12 protein-coding genes are annotated in these 17,806 nt (G+C 60.9%); 11 read left to right on the forward strand and 1 reads right to left on the reverse strand.

From position 1 onward, the window contains the following. Nucleotides 1-293 precede the first annotated feature (293 nt). The 3 genes from rpoB to QF118_RS06600 all read left to right on the forward strand — a co-directional run bounded on the left by rpoB (nucleotide 294) and on the right by QF118_RS06600 (nucleotide 9,816). On the forward strand, nucleotides 294-4,430 hold the full coding sequence (rpoB, locus tag QF118_RS06590; protein ID WP_282301838.1) for a DNA-directed RNA polymerase subunit beta: 4,137 nt from the start codon (nucleotides 294-296) through the stop codon (nucleotides 4,428-4,430). Nucleotides 4,431-4,515: 85 nt separating this feature from the next. Then, nucleotides 4,516-8,763 (forward strand): DNA-directed RNA polymerase subunit beta', encoded by a 4,248-nt coding sequence (rpoC, locus tag QF118_RS06595; RefSeq protein WP_282301839.1) that lies wholly within the window; start codon nucleotides 4,516-4,518, stop codon nucleotides 8,761-8,763. 153 nt (nucleotides 8,764-8,916) lie between these two features. Continuing rightward, nucleotides 8,917-9,816 (forward strand): DMT family transporter, encoded by a 900-nt coding sequence (locus QF118_RS06600; protein WP_282301840.1) that lies wholly within the window; start codon nucleotides 8,917-8,919, stop codon nucleotides 9,814-9,816. Here the strand turns inward: QF118_RS06600 and QF118_RS06605 are convergent. After that, nucleotides 9,779-10,585 carry a putative rhamnosyl transferase gene (locus QF118_RS06605; RefSeq protein WP_282301841.1) on the reverse strand — a complete coding sequence of 269 codons (807 nt, stop codon included), beginning with the start codon at nucleotides 10,583-10,585 and terminating at the stop codon, nucleotides 9,779-9,781. The two genes, QF118_RS06600 and QF118_RS06605, sit on opposite strands and share 38 nt — an antisense overlap. Nucleotides 10,586-10,961: 376 nt before the next feature. Between QF118_RS06605 and rpsL the strand changes: the two genes are divergently transcribed. From rpsL to QF118_RS06645, 8 genes are all read left to right on the forward strand, one after another. Further along, nucleotides 10,962-11,333, forward strand: coding sequence for a 30S ribosomal protein S12 (gene rpsL, locus QF118_RS06610; RefSeq protein ID WP_008883423.1), 372 nt, complete (start codon nucleotides 10,962-10,964; stop codon nucleotides 11,331-11,333). A 12-nt stretch (nucleotides 11,334-11,345) separates the two neighbouring features. Continuing rightward, nucleotides 11,346-11,816, forward strand: coding sequence for a 30S ribosomal protein S7 (rpsG, locus tag QF118_RS06615; protein WP_282301842.1), 471 nt, complete (start codon nucleotides 11,346-11,348; stop codon nucleotides 11,814-11,816). 21 nt (nucleotides 11,817-11,837) lie between these two features. Continuing rightward, nucleotides 11,838-13,955, forward strand: a complete 2,118-nt coding sequence (gene fusA / locus QF118_RS06620; RefSeq protein ID WP_282301843.1) for an elongation factor G — start codon at nucleotides 11,838-11,840, stop codon at nucleotides 13,953-13,955. A gap of 90 nt (nucleotides 13,956-14,045) precedes the next feature. Next, the gene (gene tuf, locus QF118_RS06625; protein ID WP_282301826.1) at nucleotides 14,046-15,221 is read left to right on the forward strand and encodes an elongation factor Tu; all 1,176 of its coding nucleotides are present in this window, start codon (nucleotides 14,046-14,048) and stop codon (nucleotides 15,219-15,221) included. A 414-nt stretch (nucleotides 15,222-15,635) separates the two neighbouring features. After that, nucleotides 15,636-15,941, forward strand: a complete 306-nt coding sequence (gene rpsJ / locus QF118_RS06630) for a 30S ribosomal protein S10 (RefSeq protein ID WP_121631216.1) — start codon at nucleotides 15,636-15,638, stop codon at nucleotides 15,939-15,941. Between the two features lie 15 nt (nucleotides 15,942-15,956). After that, nucleotides 15,957-16,676, forward strand: coding sequence for a 50S ribosomal protein L3 (gene rplC, locus QF118_RS06635; RefSeq protein WP_282301844.1), 720 nt, complete (start codon nucleotides 15,957-15,959; stop codon nucleotides 16,674-16,676). Beyond that, nucleotides 16,673-17,290 (forward strand): 50S ribosomal protein L4, encoded by a 618-nt coding sequence (gene rplD, locus QF118_RS06640; protein ID WP_282301845.1) that lies wholly within the window; start codon nucleotides 16,673-16,675, stop codon nucleotides 17,288-17,290. Before rplC ends, rplD begins: the two co-directional genes overlap by 4 nt. Continuing rightward, nucleotides 17,287-17,583, forward strand: coding sequence for a 50S ribosomal protein L23 (locus QF118_RS06645; RefSeq protein WP_282301846.1), 297 nt, complete (start codon nucleotides 17,287-17,289; stop codon nucleotides 17,581-17,583). Before rplD ends, QF118_RS06645 begins: the two co-directional genes overlap by 4 nt. The last annotated feature ends 223 nt before the right edge of the window (nucleotides 17,584-17,806 follow it).

A 17,806-nucleotide genomic window follows, 5' to 3' on the forward strand; every position in this document is an offset into this window, starting at 1 on the left:
GAGGTGCGCCGAGACATCGTTGAAATCCCTGACTGCCGCACCCAAATAGGTCAAATCATCCAGAAAACATGACCCGGCGTGCTGCGAGATGGGGAAATACCCGGCCCGCACAGTCCTGTGCTTGGCAAGCTCCTCTGCGGAGGATCTTTCCAAGATAGGAACATGGATCGAGAGACAGGCGGTGGGACGCCCGTCGAGAATGGACCAAAGTTCGTATCGTCACTGACGAGATGGCACGCTGTGGCCCGACAGCCGCGCCATCCAGGCAGAGAAAAGAAAAGGGTGGCCCCTACATGGCGCAAAGCTTCCTCGGACAGAAACGTCTTCGCCGGTACTACGGCAAGATCCGCGAAGTGCTTGAAATGCCGAACCTCATTGAGGTTCAGAAATCTTCCTACAAGCTTTTCCTAGACTCGGGTGACCAGCCCAAGCCGATGGACGGGGAAGGTATCAAAGGCGTCTTCCAGTCGGTTTTCCCGATCAAGGACTTCAACGAAACCGCCATTCTCGAGTTCGTCGATTACGACCTCGAAAAGCCCAAGTATGACGTCGAAGAGTGCATGCAGCGCGACATGACCTACAGCGCCCCGCTGAAGGTCACCCTGCGTCTGATCGTGTTCGATATCGACGAAGATACCGGCGCGAAATCCGTCAAGGATATCAAGGAACAAGACGTCTTTATGGGCGATATGCCCCTGATGACCCCGAACGGCACCTTTGTCGTGAACGGGACCGAACGTGTGATCGTTTCCCAGATGCACCGTTCGCCGGGCGTGTTCTTTGACCACGACAAGGGCAAGACCCATTCGTCGGGCAAGCTGCTGTTCGCCTGCCGCATCATTCCCTACCGCGGGTCGTGGCTGGACTTTGAATTCGACGCCAAGGACATCGTCTTTGCCCGGATCGACCGCCGCCGCAAGCTGCCGGTGACGACGCTTCTGTACGCTCTTGGTCTGGACCAAGAGGCGATCATGGACGCCTATTACGACACGGTGACCTACGAGCTGCGCAAAGGTGAAGGTTGGGCGACCAAGTTCTTCCCCGAGCGTGTGCGCGGCACCCGCCCGACCTATGATCTGGTCGACGCCGACAGCGGCGAAGTGATCGCCGAAGCCGGCAAGAAGGTCACGCCGCGCGCGGTGAAAAAGCTGATCGACGACGCCAAGGTCAAGAACCTGCTGGTGCCCTTCGAGGCGATCGTCGGCAAGTATGCCGCCAAGGACATCATCAACGAGGAAACCGGCGCGATCTACGTCGAGGCTGGCGATGAGCTGACCTGGGAAGTGGACAAGGACGGCGACGTCACCGGTGGCACGCTCAAGGAGCTGGTCGACGCCGGTGTGACCGAGATCCCGGTCCTGGACATCGACAACGTCAACGTCGGCCCCTACATGCGCAACACCATGGCGCTGGACAAGAACATGGGCCGCGATACCGCGCTCATGGACATCTACCGCGTCATGCGCCCGGGCGAGCCGCCCACCGTCGAAGCCGCGTCGGCCCTGTTCGACACGCTGTTCTTTGACAGCGAGCGTTATGACCTGTCCGCCGTTGGCCGCGTCAAGATGAACATGCGTCTTGCGCTGGACAAGGAAGACACTCAGCGCACGCTGGACCGTGACGACATCGTGGCCTGCATCAAGGCCCTGGTCGACCTGCGCGACGGCCGCGGCGACATCGACGACATCGACCACCTTGGCAACCGCCGGGTACGTTCGGTCGGCGAATTGATGGAAAACCAGTACCGTGTTGGCCTGCTGCGCATGGAGCGTGCGATCAAGGAACGCATGTCCAGCGTCGAGATCGACACTGTCATGCCGCAGGACCTGATCAACGCCAAGCCGGCGGCCGCCGCAGTGCGCGAATTCTTCGGTTCGTCCCAGCTGTCGCAGTTCATGGACCAGACCAACCCGCTGTCCGAAGTGACGCACAAGCGTCGCCTGTCGGCGCTTGGGCCGGGCGGTCTGACCCGCGAACGCGCTGGCTTTGAGGTGCGCGACGTGCACCCGACGCACTATGGCCGGATGTGCCCGATTGAAACGCCGGAAGGCCCGAACATCGGTCTTATCAACAGCCTCGCCACCTTTGCCCGCGTGAACAAGTACGGTTTCATTGAAACCCCGTACCGCGTGGTCAAGGATCGTCAGGTCACCGACGAAGTGCATTACATGTCCGCGACCGAGGAAATGCGCCACACCGTGGCACAGGCCAACGCATCGCTGGACGAGGACGGCAAGTTCGTCAACGATCTGGTCAGCACCCGGAAATCCGGTGACTACACCCTGTCGCCCAGCGAAAGCGTCGATCTGATCGACGTGTCGCCCAAGCAGCTGGTTTCGGTCGCGGCATCGCTGATCCCCTTCCTTGAAAACGACGACGCCAACCGCGCCCTGATGGGTTCGAACATGCAACGTCAGGCGGTTCCGACCCTGCGCTCGGAAGCGCCGCTGGTCGGCACCGGCATCGAGGAAATCGTGGCGCGCGATTCCGGCGCGGCCGTCATGGCCAAGCGTGCGGGCATCATCGACCAGGTCGATGCGCAGCGTATCGTGATCCGGGCCACCGAAGATCTGGAATTGGGCGATGCGGGCGTCGACATTTACCGCATGCGCAAATTCCAGCGTTCGAACCAGAACACCTGTATCAACCAGAAGCCTCTGGTGAAGGTGGGTGACACGGTTCAGAAGGGCGAAGTGATTGCCGACGGTCCGTCGACCGACATGGGCGAACTGGCCCTGGGCAAGAACGTCATCGTCGCCTTCATGCCCTGGAACGGCTACAACTACGAAGACTCGATCCTGATCTCGGAACGCATCGCCCGCGATGACGTGTTCACCAGCGTCCACATCGAGGAATTCGAAGTGGCCGCCCGTGACACCAAGCTTGGGCCCGAGGAAATCACCCGCGACATCCCCAACGTCGGCGAGGAAGCCCTGCGCAACCTCGACGAAGCGGGCATCGTCTATATCGGCGCGGACGTCGAGCCGGGCGATATCCTTGTCGGCAAGATCACCCCGAAGGGCGAAAGCCCGATGACGCCGGAAGAAAAGCTTCTGCGCGCCATCTTTGGTGAAAAGGCATCGGACGTGCGCGACACCTCGCTGCGTGTGAAGCCCGGTGATTACGGCACGGTTGTCGAAGTGCGCGTCTTTAACCGCCATGGCGTGGAAAAAGACGAACGTGCGCTGCAGATCGAGCGTGAAGAGATCGAAAGCCTGGCGCGCGACCGCGACGACGAGCTGGCGATCCTTGACCGCAACATCTATGCGCGTCTGCGTTCGATGATCGAAGGCAAGGTCGCGGTAAAGGGCCCGAAAGGCGTCAAGCCGAACTCGGAAATCAACGAGGACCTGCTGAGCAGCCTGACCCGCGGTCAGTGGTGGCAGCTGGCCCTGGGCGAAGAGCAGGACGCCAAGCATGTCGAGGCCCTGCACGAGCAGTACGAAGTGCAAAAGCGCGCTTTGGATGCCCGTTTCGAGGACAAGGTCGAAAAGGTCCGCCGCGGCGACGATCTGCCCCCGGGCGTGATGAAGATGGTCAAGGTCTTCATCGCCGTGAAGCGCAAGCTTCAGCCGGGCGACAAGATGGCCGGCCGTCACGGCAACAAGGGCGTCATTTCCCGCGTTGTGCCGATCGAGGACATGCCGTTCCTTGCGGACGGGACCCCGGTGGATTTCTGTCTGAACCCGCTGGGCGTGCCGTCGCGCATGAACGTCGGTCAGATCCTTGAAACCCACATGGGTTGGGCCGCGCGTGCGCTGGGTCTGGAAATCGACGAGGCGCTGCAGGACTATCGCCGCACCGGCGACCTGACGCCGATCCGCGAAGCCATGCGCATCGCCTATGGCGACGAGGTCTATGAAGAGGGCATCAAGGGCATGGACGAAGACACGCTTGTCGAAGCGGCTTCGAACGTGACCAAGGGTGTGCCGATCGCGACCCCGGTCTTTGACGGCGCCAAAGAGGCGGACGTGAACGACTCGCTCAAGCGGGCCGGTTTCGACACCTCGGGTCAGTCGGTTCTGTACGATGGCCGCACCGGCGATCAGTTCAGCCGCAAGGTGACGGTGGGAGTCAAGTACCTGCTCAAGCTGCACCACCTTGTCGACGACAAGATCCACGCCCGTTCCACCGGACCGTACTCGCTTGTCACGCAGCAGCCGCTGGGTGGTAAGGCGCAGTTCGGCGGCCAGCGTTTCGGGGAAATGGAGGTCTGGGCTCTGGAAGCGTACGGCGCCGCCTACACCCTGCAGGAAATGCTGACGGTGAAATCGGACGACGTGGCAGGCCGGACCAAGGTCTATGAAAGCATCGTCAAGGGTGAGGACAACTTTGAAGCCGGCGTGCCGGAATCCTTCAACGTTCTCGTCAAAGAGGTCCGCGGTCTGGGCCTCAACATGGAACTCCTGGATGCGGAGGAGGATGAGTAAGGCGCCCGCCGCCGACACTCACGGCAGGATGGGTCCTGACCCATCCTGCGCCTCCCCCGCTTCCCTCTGAATTTGTGAGGAACACATGAACCAGGAACTGACCAACAATCCGTTCAACCCTGTTGCACCGGTTAAGACATTCGACGAGATCAAGGTCTCGCTTGCTTCCCCCGAACGGATCCTTTCGTGGTCCTTCGGCGAGATCAAGAAGCCGGAAACCATCAACTACCGCACGTTCAAGCCCGAGCGTGACGGTCTGTTCTGCGCGCGTATCTTTGGCCCGATCAAGGATTACGAATGCCTGTGCGGCAAATACAAGCGCATGAAATATCGCGGCGTCGTCTGCGAAAAATGCGGCGTCGAAGTCACGCTGCAAAAGGTCCGCCGCGAGCGTATGGGCCACATCGAACTGGCCGCCCCCTGCGCCCATATCTGGTTCCTCAAGTCGCTGCCCTCGCGCATTGGCCTGATGCTGGACATGACGCTGCGCGATCTGGAACGCGTGCTGTACTTTGAAAACTACGTGGTGATCGAACCCGGTCTGACCGACCTGACCTATGGCCAGATGCTGAACGAAGAGGAATTCCTCGACGCGCAGGACCAGTACGGCATGGACGCCTTCACCGCCAACATTGGCGCCGAAGCGATCCGCGAAATGCTGGCGGCCATCGACCTTGAGGCCGAGGCAGAAAACCTGCGCGCCGACCTCAAAGAGGCCACCGGCGAGCTGAAGCCCAAGAAGATCATCAAGCGCCTGAAGGTGGTTGAGAGCTTCCTGGAATCCGGCAACCGCCCGGAATGGATGGTTCTGACCGTGATCCCCGTGATCCCGCCGGAACTGCGTCCGCTGGTGCCGCTGGATGGCGGCCGTTTTGCGACCTCTGACCTGAACGATCTGTATCGCCGTGTGATCAACCGGAACAACCGCCTCAAGCGGCTGATCGAGCTGCGCGCGCCCGATATCATCGTCCGCAACGAAAAGCGGATGCTTCAGGAATCCGTGGACGCGCTGTTTGACAACGGTCGTCGCGGCCGCGTCATCACGGGCGCCAACAAGCGTCCGCTGAAGTCGCTCTCTGACATGCTCAAGGGCAAGCAGGGTCGCTTCCGTCAGAACCTTTTGGGCAAGCGCGTCGACTTTTCGGGCCGTTCGGTCATCGTGACCGGTCCGGAACTCAAGCTGCACCAGTGCGGCCTGCCCAAGAAGATGGCGCTCGAACTGTTCAAGCCCTTCATCTATTCGCGACTGGAGGCCAAGGGCCTGTCCAGCACCGTGAAGCAGGCGAAGAAGCTGGTCGAAAAAGAGCGCCCCGAGGTTTGGGACATCCTCGACGAGGTGATCCGCGAACACCCGGTCATGCTGAACCGTGCGCCGACGCTGCACCGTCTGGGTATCCAGGCCTTTGAACCCACGCTGATCGAAGGCAAGGCCATCCAGCTGCACCCGCTGGTCTGTTCGGCCTTCAACGCCGACTTTGACGGCGACCAGATGGCCGTTCACGTCCCGCTGAGCCTTGAGGCCCAGTTGGAAGCGCGCGTTCTGATGATGTCGACGAACAACGTTCTGTCGCCCGCCAACGGCGCGCCGATCATCGTTCCGTCGCAGGACATGATCCTTGGTCTGTACTACGTCACCATCATGCGCGAAGGCATGAAGGGCGAAGGCATGATCTTCTCGTCCATCGAAGAGGTCGAGCACGCCCTGACCGCCGGCGAAGTGCACCTGCACGCCAAGATCCAGGCCCGCGTCCGTCAGATCGACGACGAAGGCAACGAAATCGTCAAGCGTTTCGAAACCACGCCGGGCCGTGTCCGTCTGGGTGCGCTTCTGCCGATGAACGCCAAGGCGCCTTTCGACCTGGTCAACCAGCTGCTGCGCAAGAAAGACGTGCAGCGGGTCATCGACACCGTTTACCGGTATTGCGGTCAGAAAGAGTCGGTCATCTTCTGTGACCAGATCATGACCATGGGCTTCCGCGAGGCCTTCAAGGCGGGCATTTCCTTCGGCAAGGATGACATGGTCATCCCCGAAAGCAAATGGCCGATCGTCGAGGAAACCCGCGACCAGGTGAAGGATTTCGAACAGCAGTACATGGACGGCCTGATCACTCAGGGCGAAAAGTACAACAAGGTTGTCGATGCCTGGTCCAAGTGTAACGACAAGGTTACCGAAGCCATGATGGCCACCATCTCGGCCGAGCGCCGCGATGCGGACGGGTCAGAAATGGAGCCGAACTCGGTCTACATGATGGCCCACTCCGGTGCGCGTGGCTCGGTCACCCAGATGAAGCAGCTGGGCGGGATGCGCGGCCTGATGGCCAAGCCGAACGGCGACATCATCGAAACGCCGATCATCTCTAACTTCAAGGAAGGTCTGACCGTTCTTGAATACTTCAACTCGACCCACGGCGCCCGCAAGGGTCTGTCCGACACGGCTCTGAAGACGGCGAACTCGGGGTATCTGACCCGCCGTCTGGTGGACGTCGCGCAGGACTGCATCGTGCGTCTGGACGATTGCGGCACCGACCGCGCCATCACCGCCGAAGCGGCGGTGAACGACGGCGAAGTCGTGTCCTCGATCGGTGAACGCGTTCTGGGCCGTGTGGCCGCGGACGACGTCTGCGTTCCGGGCACCGAAGACGTGATCGTCAAGCAGGGTCAGTTGATCGACGAACGCATGGCGGACGCGATCGAAGAGGCGGGCGTGCAGTCCATGCGCATCCGCAGCCCGCTGACCTGCGAAGCCGAAGAGGGCGTCTGCGCCACCTGCTATGGTCGTGACCTGGCTCGCGGCACCAAGGTGAACACCGGCGAAGCCGTCGGCATCATCGCGGCGCAGTCGATCGGTGAACCCGGCACGCAGCTGACCATGCGGACCTTCCACATGGGCGGCGTTGCGCAGGGTTCGTCGCGGTCTTTCCTCGAAGCCAGCCACGCCGGCAAGATCGTGTTCGCGAACCCCGCGACCATCGAAAACGCCGCGGGCGAGCAGATCGTCATGAACCGCAACATGACCCTGTTGATCATGAGCGATCAGGACGAGGAACTGTCGAGCCACAAGATCGGCTACGGTGCCAAGCTGTTTGTCAAAGAGGGTGCAACCGTTGCCCGCGGCGACAAGCTGTTTGAATGGGACCCCTACACGCTTCCGATCATCGCCGAGAAGGATGGTATCGCCAAGCACGTCGACCTCGTGAACGGCCTTGCCGTGCGCGAAGAGACGGACGATGCCACAGGCATGACCCAGAAGATCGTGATCGACTGGCGCGCGGCCCCCAAGGGCAACGAGCTCAAGCCCGAGATCATCCTGATGGATGCCGACGGCGAGCCGGTGCGCAATGATCAGGGCAACCCGATCACCTACACCATGTCGGTGGACGCGATCCTTTCCTGTGAAGACGGGCAAGAGGTCAAGGCCGGTGACGTTGTGGCGCGTATCCCGCGCGAAGGCGCCAAGACCAAGGACATCACCGGTGGTCTGCCGCGTGTGGCCGAACTGTTCGAAGCCCGTCGTCCCAAGGATCACGCGATCATCGCGGAAATCGACGGCTATGTGCGCTTTGGCAAGGACTACAAGAACAAGCGCCGCATCACCATCGAGCCGACCGACGAGAGCCTTGAACCGCGGGAATACATGATCCCCAAGGGCAAGCACATCCCGGTGGGCGAAGGCGACTTCATCCAGAAGGGCGACTACATCATGGACGGCAACCCGGCCCCGCACGACATTCTGTCGATCATGGGGATCGAGGCGCTGGCAAACTACATGATCGACGAGGTCCAGGACGTCTATCGACTGCAGGGTGTGAAGATCAACGACAAGCACGTCGAAGTGATCGTTCGCCAGATGCTGCAAAAGTGGGAAATCCTCGACAGCGGCGACACCACGTTGCTCAAGGGCGAACACGTCGACAAGGCTGAATTCGACCTTGCCAACGAGAAGTCCGAGAAGAAGGGCGGGCGTCCTGCCAAGGGCGAACCGATCCTGCTGGGCATCACCAAGGCGTCGCTGCAGACCCGGTCGTTCATCTCGGCGGCCTCGTTCCAGGAAACCACCCGCGTTCTCACCGAGGCATCGGTGCAGGGCAAGAAAGACAAGCTGGTCGGTCTGAAGGAAAACGTCATCGTGGGTCGTCTGATCCCGGCGGGCACCGGTGGTGCCACGCAGGACATGCGCCACATCGCGCAGCAGCGTGACAACGTCGTGATCGAAGCACGCCGCGAAGAAGCCGAGGCCGCCGCCGCTCTGGCTGCGCCCGACATGGCCGCTGACGTGGTCGGTGGGGACGAGTTCGACACCCTGATCGTCGACACGCCCGAAAGCCGCGAGTGACCTTGAGGCGGGATGGAGTTCCAAGCTGAAACTCCATTCACCTGACATCATCGAAACGCCCCTGCCGCATGGTGGGGGCGTTTTTCCATTCAGGCCAAGGGGATGTCGCAAATGGCATGGTGAGGGGCCAGCGCTCCTGCTATGGCCAAATGCATGAGCATCCAGTCAGACAATTCCCGCGGCGCGCTTTTGATGGTCGCGTCCATGTCCGCCTTCACCTTTGGCGACATCTGCATCAAGGCGATCGGCACCTCGATGCCCCTGTCGCAGGTCCTGACCTTGCGCGGGTTGGTCGCGACCTTTTTCATCGGGGTGCTGGCCTGGCGGGCCAAGGCGTTGCACCTGCGATTTCCGGCGCGGGACAAGGCGCTGGTTGCCCTGCGCGCCATTGCCGAAGTCGGCGCGGCCGTCTTCTTTTTCACAGCCTTGTTCAACATGCCCATCGCCAACGTATCGGCGCTGTTGCAGATGTTGCCGCTGACCATAACGCTGGGCAGCGCCCTGTTTTTCAAAGAGCCGGTGGGCTGGCGTCGTTGGTTGGCCATTGCGGCGGGGTTTCTGGGGATGTTGCTGATCGTGCGGCCCGGCACCGACGGGTTCAACATCTATTCCCTGTGGGCCCTTGCCGCCGTGGCCTGCGTCACCCTGCGCGATCTGGTGACCCGGCGCATGTCGGCGGCCGTGCCGTCGCTGGCGGTCACCTTTGCGACCTCTCTGACGGTGCTGGTCTTTGCGGCGCTTTGGTCGCTGTCGCAGGATTGGGTGCCCCTGACGGGCATGACGACGGCGCTGCTGGGCAGTGCCAGTGTCTTGATCGTGGCGGGCTACACGCTCAGCGTGATGGTGATGCGGGTCGGCGAGGTCGGCTTTATCGCGCCGTTCCGGTACACCAGCCTGGTGTTGTCGCTGATCCTTGGGTTGGCGTTCTTTGACGAATGGCCCAAGCCCGTTGCCCTGGCCGGCGCGGCGTTGATTGTTGGTACGGGGCTGTTTACCCTGTGGCGTGAAACGCAGCTCAGGCGCCGTAGATCCGGCGGACCTCGGGCTCGGTAACCCCAAAGCGGTTTTGCAGCACGGCAAGCGTCGCGGCATCGGCGCGGGGCAGGCGGACCGGTTGCACATGGGCCTTCTGCCGCGAGTCGTTAAAGGCGTTGTGACCACGGATATACATGGGGCTGTCGGTAAAGGTCACCGTGGGCATGAACTGCGCCACCTTGCTGTGTCCGAAATTCATGATCGACTGGCGCACGCCCCCGGCGATCACCATGGCCATGCCCATGGGATAATAGGGCAGGGTGCATTCTTCGGCCGCCAGACCCCGGGCATCGGCCTGAACCACAAAGCCACGGTTGTAATCCAGCGTCACCAAGCGGTTGGCATCGCAAAGCGGCTGGACCAATTTGACATCGGCGCGCAGACGTTCGACGAAATCAACAGCAACGGTGTCGTCATCGTCCATTCGAAACTGGATGCAGGATGCCGCTGGATCGGTCCGGGCCATGTTCAGAACCTGCTGGCAGACCTTGCGATGCGGTCCCGGCGCCCAGGGCACCACCACCGCCTGCGGCATGTTCTGGATCAGCGCCAAAAGACGCTCTGCCAGCGGTTCCGGCAATGCCTCGTCCACAAGGATGACAAAGGTGAAATCCGGATCGGTTTGCGCCCTCAGCCCGGCCAGGGTGATCGCCTCGAAGGACCGAAGCCGGTCCTCGATCCGCTCGGGGGCGTACAGATAGCGGCGCCGGTCCTCGATGGTCTCATGCCCGACCTGGAAACCACCCTCGGCGGGATAGGAAAACCGACATAACCCGATGACTTGCACGTTGAATTTCCCTGTTGATCTGGCCGCAAACCTGTATCACAACCCTTGCACCGCGCCCGGCCCCGCACAATATGAAGATGCGGTTGACATGCCATGCGACTCCCCATATACGCCCGACCATCCGGCGCGGGGAGACCCATTTGCCGAAATCTGAAGACCAGTGGTCAAGATCCGGGCGACTTAAATGCTCCGATCCTCTGAGAACCCGCCGCATCGTTCACCTCGGAATGGGAGCGAAGCGGCTTTTTGTTCGTTTGTGCACTGCACTTCGAACAGCTTAGCCCGGTGATCTGCGGACGCGCAGGGCGCCTTGAATTGAACCTCGTCGGGAAGGTCCCGGCGGCACATATGTGAGAAGCACGGGGAAAGTTACCTAATGCCCACGATCCAACAGCTGATCCGCAAGCCGCGTCAGCCCAAAGTCAAGCGCTCGAAGTCGCAGCACCTTGAGCAATGCCCGCAAAAGCGTGGCGTTTGTACGCGCGTTTATACCACCACGCCCAAAAAGCCGAACTCGGCCATGCGTAAAGTTGCCAAGGTCCGTCTGACCAACGGCTTCGAGGTGATCAGCTATATTCCCGGCGAAAGCCACAACCTTCAGGAACACTCGGTTGTCCTGATCCGTGGCGGCCGTGTGAAAGACCTTCCCGGCGTTCGTTACCACATCCTGCGCGGTGTTCTGGATACCCAGGGCGTCAAAGACCGGAAGCAGCGTCGCTCCAAGTATGGCGCGAAGCGTCCGAAGTAAGAGGAAGATCAGATGTCTCGTCGTCACGCCGCTGAAAAACGCGAAGTTCTGCCCGATGCCAAGTACGGCGATCGGGTTCTGACCAAGTTCATGAACAACCTGATGCTCGATGGAAAGAAATCCACCGCCGAGCGTATCGTCTACAACGCCCTCGATCGCGTTGAAGCCAAGGTCAAGCGCGCGCCCGTGGAACTGTTCCACGAAGCGCTCGACAACATCAAGCCGTCGGTCGAAGTCCGCTCCCGCCGGGTTGGTGGCGCCACCTACCAGGTGCCCGTCGAAGTCCGCCCCGAGCGCCGCGAAGCGCTTGCGATCCGCTGGCTGATCAACGCCTCGCGCGCCCGCAACGAAAACACCATGGAAGAGCGCCTTGCAGGCGAGCTTCTGGATGCTGTCCAGTCGCGCGGTTCCGCCGTGAAAAAGCGTGAAGACACCCACAAGATGGCCGACGCGAACAAAGCGTTCAGCCATTATCGCTGGTAACCCCCGAGAGGTCCTGACCAAATGGCACGCGATTATCCCCTCGACCGGTACCGCAACTTCGGTATCATGGCGCACATCGACGCAGGTAAAACCACCTGCTCCGAGCGTATCCTTTTCTACACCGGCAAGTCCCACAACATCGGTGAGGTGCACGATGGTGCAGCCACCATGGACTGGATGGAGCAGGAGCAGGAACGCGGCATCACCATCACCTCGGCTGCAACGACCACCTTCTGGGAACGCACCGAAGATGGCGTAACGCCGGACACGCCCAAGCACCGCCTGAACATCATCGACACCCCCGGCCACGTTGACTTCACCATCGAAGTCGAACGTTCGCTGGCCGTTCTGGACGGCGCCGTTGCCGTTCTGGACGCCAACGCCGGTGTCGAACCGCAGACCGAAACCGTGTGGCGTCAGGCTGACCGCTACAAGGTTCCGCGCATCGTCTTCGTCAACAAGATGGACAAGATCGGCGCTGACTTCTTCAACTGCGTTCACATGATCGAAGACCGCACCGGCGCCCGCGCCGTTCCCGTCGGTATTCCGATCGGCGCCGAGAACGAGCTGGAAGGCCTGATCGATCTCGTTACCATGAAGGAATGGCTGTGGCAGGGTGAAGACCTTGGCGCATCGTGGATCCAGACGGATATCCGCGACAGCCTGAAGGACATGGCTGACGAATGGCGTGGCAAGATGATCGAAGCCGCCGTCGAAGAAGACGACGACGCGATGGAAGCCTACCTCGAAGGCGAAGAACCCGACGTTCCGACCCTGCGCAAACTGCTGCGCAAGGGCACCTTGGCCATGCACTTCGTGCCGGTTCTGGGTGGTTCCGCGTTCAAGAACAAAGGCGTGCAGCCGCTGCTGAACGCCGTGATCGACTATCTGCCCAGCCCGCTGGACGTTGTTGATTACATGGGCTTCTCGCCGGATGACGAAACCGAAGAGCGTAACATCGCCCGCCGTGCGGACGACAACATGCCCTTCGCAGGTCTGGCGTTCAAGATCATGAACGACCCCTTCGTCGGCTCGCTGACCTTCACCCGGATCTATTCGGGCACCATGAAGAAGGGCGACTCGATCCTGAACTCGACCAAGGGCAAGAAAGAGCGCATCGGTCGTATGATGATGATGCACTCGAACAACCGCGAAGAGATCGAAGAAGCCTTTGCAGGCGACATCATCGCGCTGGCGGGCCTGAAGGACACCACCACCGGTGACACCCTGTGCGACGCCAAATCGCCGGTCGTTCTCGAAACCATGACCTTCCCCGATCCGGTGATCGAGATCGCGGTCGAGCCCAAGACCAAGGGCGACCAGGAAAAGATGTCCCAGGGCCTCGCGCGCCTGGCGGCAGAAGATCCGTCGTTCCGCGTCGAAACCGACCTCGAGTCCGGTCAGACGATCATGAAGGGCATGGGCGAACTTCACCTCGACATCCTGGTTGACCGTCTCAAGCGGGAATTCAAGGTCGAGGCCAACATCGGTGCCCCGCAGGTGGCTTATCGCGAGACCATCGGTCACGAGATCGAGCACACCTACACCCACAAGAAACAGTCGGGTGGTTCGGGTCAGTTCGCCGAAGTCAAGCTGGTCATTTCGCCGACACAGCCGGGCGAAGGCTATTCCTTCGAGTCCAAGATCGTTGGTGGTGCTGTTCCCAAGGAATACATCCCGGGCGTTGAAAAGGGCATCAAGTCGGTCATGGACTCCGGTCCGCTGGCAGGCTTCCCCGTGATCGACTTCAAGGTCGCGCTGATCGACGGCAAGTTCCACGACGTGGACTCCTCGGTTCTGGCCTTCGAAATCGCTGCTCGTATGGCAATGCGCGAAGGTCTGCGCAAAGCCGGCGCCAAGCTGCTCGAGCCGATGATGAAGGTCGAGGTCGTGACCCCGGAAGAATACACCGGCGGCATCATCGGCGACCTGACGTCCCGTCGTGGTCAGGTGTCGGGTCAGGACTCGCGCGGCAACGCCGTTGCGATCCAGGCATTCGTGCCGCTGGCCAACATGTTCGGCTACATCAACACCCTGCGTTCCATGTCTTCGGGCCGCGCGCAGTTCACGATGCAGTTCGACCATTACGATCCGGTTCCGCAGAACATCTCGGAAGAGATTCAGGCGAAATACGCTTAAGAAAACCGGGTGGCGGGGGAAACCCCGCCCTGCCCAACATTGTAGGGTGGGCCTGTGCCCACCATCCGTACACGAAAAAGGAGCCTACCTATGGGTAAGGAAAAGTTTGAACGCGGCAAGCCGCATTGCAACATCGGCACGATCGGTCACGTTGACCACGGCAAGACGACGCTGACGGCGGCGATCACCAAGTATTTTGGTGACTTCAAGGCGTACGACCAGATCGACGGCGCGCCCGAAGAGAAGGCCCGCGGGATCACGATCTCGACGGCGCACGTGGAGTACGAGACCGAAGCGCGTCACTATGCGCACGTCGACTGCCCCGGCCACGCCGACTACGTCAAGAACATGATCACCGGTGCTGCCCAGATGGACGGCGCGATCCTGGTTGTGAACGCCGCTGACGGCCCGATGCCGCAAACGCGCGAGCACATCCTGCTGGGCCGCCAGGTGGGTATCCCCGCCATGGTCGTGTTCATGAACAAGGTTGACCAGGTCGACGACGAAGAGCTGCTGGAACTGGTGGAAATGGAAATCCGCGAGCTTCTGTCGGCCTACGACTTCCCGGGCGACGACATTCCGATCATTGCCGGTTCGGCTCTGCACGCGATGAACGGCACGCAGCCGGAAATCGGCGAAGAGAAGATCCGCGAACTGATGAAGGCCGTGGACGAGTATATCCCGCAGCCGGCCCGCGCGATCGACCAGCCGTTCCTGATGCCGATCGAAGACGTGTTCTCGATCTCGGGTCGTGGTACGGTTGTGACCGGCCGTATCGAGCGTGGCGTGATCAACGTTGGCGACGAAATCGAGATCGTCGGCATCCGCGACACCGCCAAGACGACCTGCACGGGCGTTGAAATGTTCCGCAAGCTGCTGGACCGCGGTGAAGCAGGCGACAACGTCGGCGTTCTGCTGCGCGGCATCGACCGCGAAGGCGTCGAGCGCGGTCAGGTTCTGTGCAAGCCCAAGTCGGTGAACCCGCACACCAAGTTCGAAGCCGAGGTCTACATCCTGACCAAGGAAGAAGGCGGTCGTCACACGCCGTTCTTCGCGAACTACCGCCCGCAGTTCTACTTCCGCACGACGGACGTGACCGGCACGGTCAACCTGCCCGAGGGCACCGAGATGGTGATGCCGGGCGACAACCTGAAGTTCGAAGTCGAACTGATCGCACCGATCGCGATGGAAGACGGCCTGCGTTTCGCCATCCGCGAAGGCGGCCGCACCGTTGGTTCGGGCGTCGTGTCGAAGATCCTCGCATAAGCCCCAGGGTGGGTTTCAACCCACCCTTTGGTCGAGAAAACAGAAGGGCGCCCCAAAGGGCGCCCTTTTTTGCTTCGTCCCATCCGCGCTGTTTGAGACTTGCGGCGCGCGCACTTTGCCCGACGGTCACCACAGCCATGGCAAACCGCCTGAGTGCAAGGGCATATTGCGTATCTTCTGCGCCATGCCAGCAGCGTCACGGGTACGAGCCGGGAAAGCCTGGCTGGCCCCGGGTTTTTCTGTCGCGGAATGCGCCATGAAAGCCTTGCCACACCCACCCCAAACCCGTATACGCGCGCAACGGCCCATGGGTCGTGCAAGGGCGGGGTGATTCTCCGCCCTTAAGGTTCGATGAGGGTGCGCGGTGGTCGTGTGTCCTCCTCTCAACCTCAATGCCAATATAAGGTATGTTCAATGAACCAGAACATCCGTATCCGGCTCAAGGCGTTTGATTACCGCGTGCTGGACGCCAGCACCCAGGAAATCGTCAACACCGCCAAGCGCACCGGCGCCACCGTTCGTGGCCCGATCCCGCTGCCGAACAAGATCGAAAAATTCACCGTTCTGCGTGGTCCCCACGTCAACAAGAAGTCGCGCGACCAGTTCGAGATCCGTACGCACAAGCGTATGCTCGACATCGTCGATCCGACGCCGCAGACCGTTGATGCCCTGATGAAGCTCGACCTCGCCGCCGGCGTGGATGTCGAGATCAAGGTATAAGGGGAGCATCAGACAATGCGCTCTGGAATTATCGCAAAAAAGGTCGGCATGACCCGTCTCTTCATGGAAGACGGCAAGCAGATCCCCGTAACCGTGTTGCAGCTGGACAATCTTCAGGTTGTTTCGCAGCGCACCGATGACAAGCACGGCTATACCGCTGTTCAGCTGGGCGCAGGCAGCGCCAAGGCCAAGAACACGTCCAAAGCCATGCGTGGCCACTTTGCCGCCGCCTCGGTCGAACCGAAGCGCAAGGTTGCAGAGTTCCGCGTCGATCCCGCGAACCTCATCGAGGTTGGTGCCGAGATCACCGCCGAACACTACAACGAAGGCCAGTACGTCGACGTCAGTGGCATCTCGATTGGTAAAGGCTTTGCCGGCGCCATGAAACGTCACAACTTTGGCGGTCTGCGTGCCACGCACGGTGTTTCTGTCAGCCACCGTTCGCATGGTTCGACCGGTCAGTGTCAGGACCCGGGCAAAGTCTTCAAAGGTAAGAAGATGGCCGGCCACATGGGTGCCGTACGCGTGACCACGCAGAACCTGCAGGTCGTCAAGACCGATGCAGACCGTGGTCTTATCATGATCAAAGGCGCCGTTCCCGGCTCCAAAGGTGGCTGGGTCACCGTCAAGGATGCAGTGAAAAAGCCGCTGCCCGAAGGCGTTCCGACCCCCGCCGCGATCCGTTCCGCTGCTGCGCCCGCCGCAGAAGCGCCTGCCGAGGGAGGTGAGGAATGAAACTCGACGTGATCAACCTGGACGGCGGCAATGCCGGTTCCGTCGACCTGACGGACGCGATCTTTGATCTCGAGCCGCGCGCCGACATCCTGCACCGCGTTGTCCGCTGGCAGCGTAACAAGGCGCAGGCCGGTACGCACAAGGTCAAGACCCGGTCCGAAGTCAGCTACTCGACCAAGAAGATCTATCGCCAGAAAGGCACCGGCGGCGCACGCCACGGTTCCCGCAAGGCGCCCATCTTCCGCAAGGGTGGCATCTACAAGGGTCCGACCCCTCGTTCGCACGCACATGACCTTCCCAAGAAGGTTCGCGCGCTGGGTCTCAAGCATGCACTGTCGGCCAAGGCCAAGGCAGGCGCGCTGGTGATCATCGAGAACGCGGAAGCAAACGGCAAGACGTCCATCCTGGCCAAGCAGGTCAAGAACTTGGGCTGGAAGCGCGCGCTGATCATCGATGGCGCAGCAGTGAACGAAGGCTTTGCCGCCGCTGCTCGCAACATCGAAGGTCTGGACGTGCTGCCCTCGATGGGCGCAAACGTGTTTGACATCCTCAAGCGTGACACCCTGGTGCTCACCAAGGCGGGTGTCGAAGCTCTGGAGGCTCGACTGAAATGAGTGCAAACGCAACGCATTACGATGTGATCCGCAAGCCGATCATCACCGAGAAAACCACCATGGCGTCCGAAAATGGCGCAGTGGTTTTCGAAGTGGCAATCGACAGCAACAAGCCGCAGATCAAAGAGGCCGTCGAGGCTCTGTTTGGTGTGAAGGTGAAGGCCGTGAACACGACCATCACCAAAGGCAAGGTCAAGCGCTTCAAAGGCCAGATGGGTCGTCGCAAGGACGTCAAGAAAGCCTATGTGACGCTTGAAGCGGGCAACACGATCGACGTGTCGACCGGTCTTTGACCGGGTGCCGGGCTGAAGACCGGCCTACCGAAAATGAACCCCGGCTGCGCAAGCGGTCGGGGTTTTTTCATGCTCGGATGGGAGAGCGTTGGGCAGGGCGGCAGATGCGGGTTTAACGCGGTGGCCCCAGCGTTAAACCTGCCGTGCTAACCGCCTGGAAAGGGGCAATCGGTACGAAGCCCTGCCGGTTTGGTACAGTTTAAGGCCCGCCGGAAAGGGAGGT

The organism is Tropicibacter oceani, from assembly GCF_029958925.1.
GTDB lineage: Bacteria > Pseudomonadota > Alphaproteobacteria > Rhodobacterales > Rhodobacteraceae > Pacificoceanicola > Pacificoceanicola oceani.